Consider the following 4,855-nt stretch of genomic DNA (forward strand, 5'->3'; position numbering starts at 1 on the left):
TTTCTGGAAGCCCGCGCCGGCCCGGCGGCCGCGCGCAAGGTGATGAACGAAAGCGCCAGCCACGACGCTGCCCTCTGGGCCGCCATCGTCGAACAGGGCTGGCCTGCCGCGCGGGTGCCGGAAGCACATGGCGGGCTTGGCCTCGGCGCCGATGAAGCCTGCGTGCTGGCCGAGGAAGCGGGCCGCAGCCTTGCCGCCGTGCCGCTGGTTTCAACCCTTGCCACCATCGAAGCGCTGCTGATCGCCGGCACCGATGCGCAGCAGGCGAAATGGCTGCCTCTGCTTGCCAGCGGCGAAGCCGTCGGATGCATCGCCTGGGCCGAAGGCACGCACTCGCCGATGCAGCAGCCGCAAACGCAGCTTTCCGGCGGCAGGCTTTCGGGCACGAAATCCCCCGTCATCGACGCACTGGCGGCAACCGTCGCCATCGTCACCATCGCAACGCCGGATGGCCCGGCGATGGCGATCGCCGCGCTGGACGGGGTTTCCCGTGAACGGCAGGACACACTGGACCTGTGCCGTCCTTCGGCAAGGCTGCAACTCGACGGCGTCGCCGCCGAAGCACTTGGAACCGCCGCCGACTGGGTCAGGCTGACGGAACGCATCGCCGTGCTGACGGCCTTCGAGGCACTGGGCACCGCCGACGCCGCCCGCGAAATGACCATCGCCTACGCGAAGGATCGCGTCGCGTTCGGCCAGCGCATCGGCCGCTATCAGGGCGTGAAGCACAAGCTGGCCGATATGTACATCAAGGCGGAACTGGCGCGCGCTCATGCGCTGCACGGCTGCTGGGCATGGGGGGCAGGCGAACCGGAACTGGCGCAGGCGGCAGCCGCCGCCCGCGTCGCCAGCCTCGATGCGGTGCGCTACACCGCCGAGGAATCCGTGCAACTGCACGGCGGCATCGGCTTCACCTGGGAACAGGACTGCCAGTTCTACTATCGCCGCAACCGCCTGCTCGCCGCCAGCATCGGCAGCCGGGTGCACTGGTCCGACCGGCTCGTGCGCGCGCTTGAGCAGCGCAACAGCGCCGCAGCCTGAGGGAGGAACCGACATGGATTTCAACGACACCCCCGCAGAAGCCGAATTCCGTGCCAGGGTGAAAGCCTGGTTGCAGGAAGCCGCCGCAGAATATCTCGCCCCGCCAGCCAAGCCCTGGGGCCTCGATGAATTCGTCGCCCGCTCGAAGGCGTGGCAGTTGAAGAAGTTCGAGGCTGGATATGTCGGCATAACATGGCCCAGGGCGATCGGCGGACAGGGCCTCAGCCCGATGCACCAGATCATCTTCAACCAGGAGGAAGGCCGCACCTTCGTCCCGAACGGGCTGTATTCGATCGGCCTTGGCATGTGCATCCCGACCGTGTTCACCCACGGCGCGAGCGAGATCGCCCAGCGCTATGTGCCCAAGGCACTGCGCGGCGAGGAAGTCTGGTGCCAGCTCTTTTCCGAGCCGGTCGCCGGGTCCGACCTCGCCTCGATCCGCACCAGGGCGGTCCGCGAAGGCGACACCTGGGTCATAAACGGCCAGAAGGTATGGACGAGCTTCGCCCACCGCAGCGATTTCGGCATCGTCGTCACCCGCACCGACTTCGACGCGCCCAAGCACAAGGGCCTGACGATGTTCATCGTCGACATGAAGGCACCCGGTGTCGAAGTGCGGCCGATCCGGCAGATGTCGGGCAGCAGCGATTTCAACGAAGTGTTCTTCACCGACGTGCGGGTGAACGACAGCCACCGTCTGGGCGAGGTAGGCGAGGGCTGGAAAGTCTCGCTGACGACGCTGATGCACGAGCGTCTGGCCGTCGGCGGCAAGCCGCGCGGTTCGCCGGGCTGGCAGATGCTGATGAATGTCGCGCGCGGCATCGATTCGGATCATGGCCCTGCAATCGACCGGGCCGACGTCCGCAACCGCATCGCCGACACCTACATCGCCGACGAAGGCATCAAGCTGACGCAGATGCGGGCGCTTTCCGCCCTGTCGCGCGGGCAGATTCCGGGGCCAGAACAGTCGATCTCCAAGGTCGTCGTCGCCAAGACCATGCAGGACATGGCAGCCTTCGCACTCGATATGGCGGAAGCCGGCGGGTTCGTCGTCGAGCCCGGTTCCGACCTTGAAAAATTGCAGGGCAGCTACATGTGGTCGGCCGGTCTCAGGATCGCCGGCGGCACCGACGAAATCCTGCGCAACATCATTGCCGAGCGTGTTCTCGGCCTCCCCGGAGACTTGCGCCCGGACAAGGACACGCCGTTCAGCCAGTTGAAACCGCTCTGACCAACGAACGACGGGGGCTTTGCAGGGCCGACAACGCCCTGCAAAGCCTGCCTGCATGATTCGCTCGGTTCTTCTCGACCCGTTCCTGCTGCTGCTCGTCGGCATGGTGGCGCTGGCAAGCGTCGTGCCGGCAAGCGGCGCTGGTGCAACCATCGTCGGCTACACGGCGGATGCGGCCATCGTGCTGCTGTTCTTTCTGCACGGCGCGCGCCTGCCGCATGCTGCAGTCCGCGACGGGCTGCTGAAGTGGCGGTTGCACGGCGCGGTGCTGGCCAGCACCTATCTGCTGTTCCCGCTGGTCGGCATCGTTCTGGCCCATTCCGGCATGGCAGGCCCCGCCCTTTCCACCGGCATCCTGTTTCTGACGCTGGTGCCATCAACCGTGCAATCCTCGATCGCGTTCACTGCGATCGCCGGCGGCGATGTGGCGGCGGCCGTCGTCAGCGCCGCCTTTTCGAATCTGGCCGGCATCCTGCTGACGCCCATACTGGTTGCGGCATTGCTGGGCGGCAGCGGCGCCGCCATGTCCGCCGACGCGGTGCTGACGATCGTGGTGCAGTTGTTGCTGCCGTTTCTGGCCGGGCACCTGCTGCACGATCGCATCGGCGGCTTCCTGAAGCGCAACCGCAGCCTTACCATGCTGGTCGATCGCGGGTCGATCCTGCTGGTGGTCTATGCCGCCTTCAGCCATGCTGTGGTGATGCACCTGTGGGATCAGGTTTCGGCGGCAGATCTCCTGCACCTTGCGCTGATGTCGGTTGCGATCCTCGGCACGGTGCTGTCGGTCACATGGTTTGCCGGGCGGCTGCTTGGCCTGCCGCTGGCCGACCGGGTGGTGCTGCTGTTCTGCGGATCGAAGAAAAGCCTGGCGTCGGGCGTGCCGATGGCGGGCGTGCTGTTCGCGCCCGACGCCGTGGGGCTGGCGATCCTGCCGTTGATGCTGTTCCACCAGATCCAGTTGATCGCCTGCGCCGTGATCGCGCGCAGGCTTGCCGCACGGCAGGGCTAAGGGCTGGCCGCCAGAATCGCCGCCGCCGCCGCTGCGGCGCCATCGCCCGCATCCACCTGCGCGACGAAATCCCCGGCGCGGCGCTTGCGCGCAACCGTATAGGCCGGATCGTAATGCTGCTCGACAAGGGCCTGCACCAGCGGTTCCAGTTCCCCCGCATGTGCCCATGCCAGCCACTGTTCGCGGGCGACACGGCTGTGGTGCGTCGGCAGGCGGCGGATCGCCTCGGCCAGTGCTGCGCTGTCGGATGCGATCCAGCGATAATGCGTCAGGATATGGGCAACGCGGGTGGCGACCGGCGCATCCAGCAGAATGCGGGGCGCACCAGCCATCGCCGCCCACAACGACGACGGCAGCGACACCTCGCCGATGCGGCTCGATTCGGCCTCGGCATAGACGGGGCGCGATGGGTCCAGTCGGGCCAGCGCATCCCAAAGCCTGCTTTCGAATAGCTTCTGCCCCGGTTGCCCCTCGGGCGTAGCGCCGAACAAGGAACCCCGGTGCCCCGACAAATGCTCGAGGTCGAGCACCTGCGCGCCGCGTTCGGCCAGATGGGCAAGGGCCGCCGTCTTGCCGACGCCGGTCGGCCCGTCCAGCAGCCGCAGCGGGTGGGGGATCGGCTGCGCGCCGTGCAGCCCCGCCACCACCTGCTGCCGCCACCGGCGATAGCCCCCTTCCAGCACGACGACCGGCCAGCCGACTTGCGCCAGCACGGTTGCAAAGGCATTGGAACGCATGCCGCCGCGCCAGCAATAGACCAGCGGGCAAAATCCGGCTGGCCTTGCGGCAAGCGCCGTTTCCAGATGCCGGGCGATGTTGCGCGCAACCAGCGCTGCACCCAGCCGGCGCGCCTCGAACCGGGAAACCTGCACATAATGCGTGCCGACCTCGGCCCGCTCGCCGTCATTCAGGACCGGCAGATTGATTGCGCCGGGCAGATGGTCCAGCGCATATTCGGCGGGGCTGCGGGCATCGATGACCGCATCGAACCCGTCGCGCGCGTTGGCCGACAGGTCTGTTGTCGCGCGGATCACCTCAGCCCAGAACCCTGACTTGCGCTGGCCCGTCCAGTACCCGGCCGACCAGCCGCGCGCCGTCGAAACCGCGATCGCGGGCAAGCCGCAACGCGTCGTCCGCTTGCGCGTCGGCCACCGCCACCAGCAGGCCACCGCTTGTCTGCGGGTCGGTCAGCAGATCGCGCCGCCACGCGGCAAAGCCGTCCGGCAGATGCACCTTGCCGCCATGGCTTTCGAAGTTGCGGGCGGAAGCCCCGGTCCGCACCCCGGCCTGCAAATGCGCGGCGACGCCCGGCAGCAGCGCCGGCGCATCGGCATCCAGTTCGATCGAAAGCCGGGCGCCACGGGCCATTTCCAGCGCGTGCCCGGTCAGGCCGAAGCCGGTCACGTCGGTCATCGCGTGCACGCCCGACAGTTCGCCAAGCTCGGGACCGATGCTGTTCAGCCTGGTGGTCGAGGCAAGCATCGCGGCATATCCGGCCGAATCCAGCCGCCCCTGCCGAAACGCCGCGCTAAGCACGCCGACGCCCAGCGGCTTGGTCAGCAGCAGCCTGTCGC

At 67.6% G+C, this 4,855-nt stretch carries 5 protein-coding genes; 3 read left to right on the forward strand and 2 right to left on the reverse strand.

The features are described from left to right. The 3 genes from AC16JP_RS08350 to AC16JP_RS08360 all read left to right on the forward strand — a co-directional run. Positions 1–1,041, forward strand: a 1,041-nt coding sequence (locus tag AC16JP_RS08350; RefSeq protein WP_484340156.1) for an acyl-CoA dehydrogenase family protein, incomplete at its 5' end; no start/stop codon positions are given. 13 nt (positions 1,042–1,054) lie between these two features. After that, on the forward strand, positions 1,055–2,272 hold the full coding sequence (locus AC16JP_RS08355; RefSeq protein WP_484340157.1) for an acyl-CoA dehydrogenase family protein: 1,218 nt from the start codon (positions 1,055–1,057) through the stop codon (positions 2,270–2,272). Positions 2,273–2,327: 55 nt separating this feature from the next. After that, entirely contained in the window at positions 2,328–3,281 is a 954-nt protein-coding gene (locus AC16JP_RS08360) for a bile acid:sodium symporter family protein (protein ID WP_484340158.1), read from the forward strand. Here the strand turns inward: AC16JP_RS08360 and mnmH are convergent. Further along, positions 3,278–4,399, reverse strand: a complete 1,122-nt coding sequence (gene mnmH / locus AC16JP_RS08365; RefSeq protein WP_484340159.1) for a tRNA 2-selenouridine(34) synthase MnmH — start codon at positions 4,397–4,399, stop codon at positions 3,278–3,280. The genes AC16JP_RS08360 and mnmH overlap by 4 nt on opposite strands. After that, the gene (locus tag AC16JP_RS08370) at positions 4,317–4,817 is read right to left on the reverse strand and encodes an AIR synthase-related protein (protein WP_484340160.1); all 501 of its coding nucleotides are present in this window, start codon (positions 4,815–4,817) and stop codon (positions 4,317–4,319) included. The genes mnmH and AC16JP_RS08370 overlap by 83 nt, the downstream gene beginning before the upstream one ends. Positions 4,818–4,855 lie beyond the last annotated feature (38 nt).

This window comes from Sandaracinobacteroides sp., assembly GCF_057137845.1.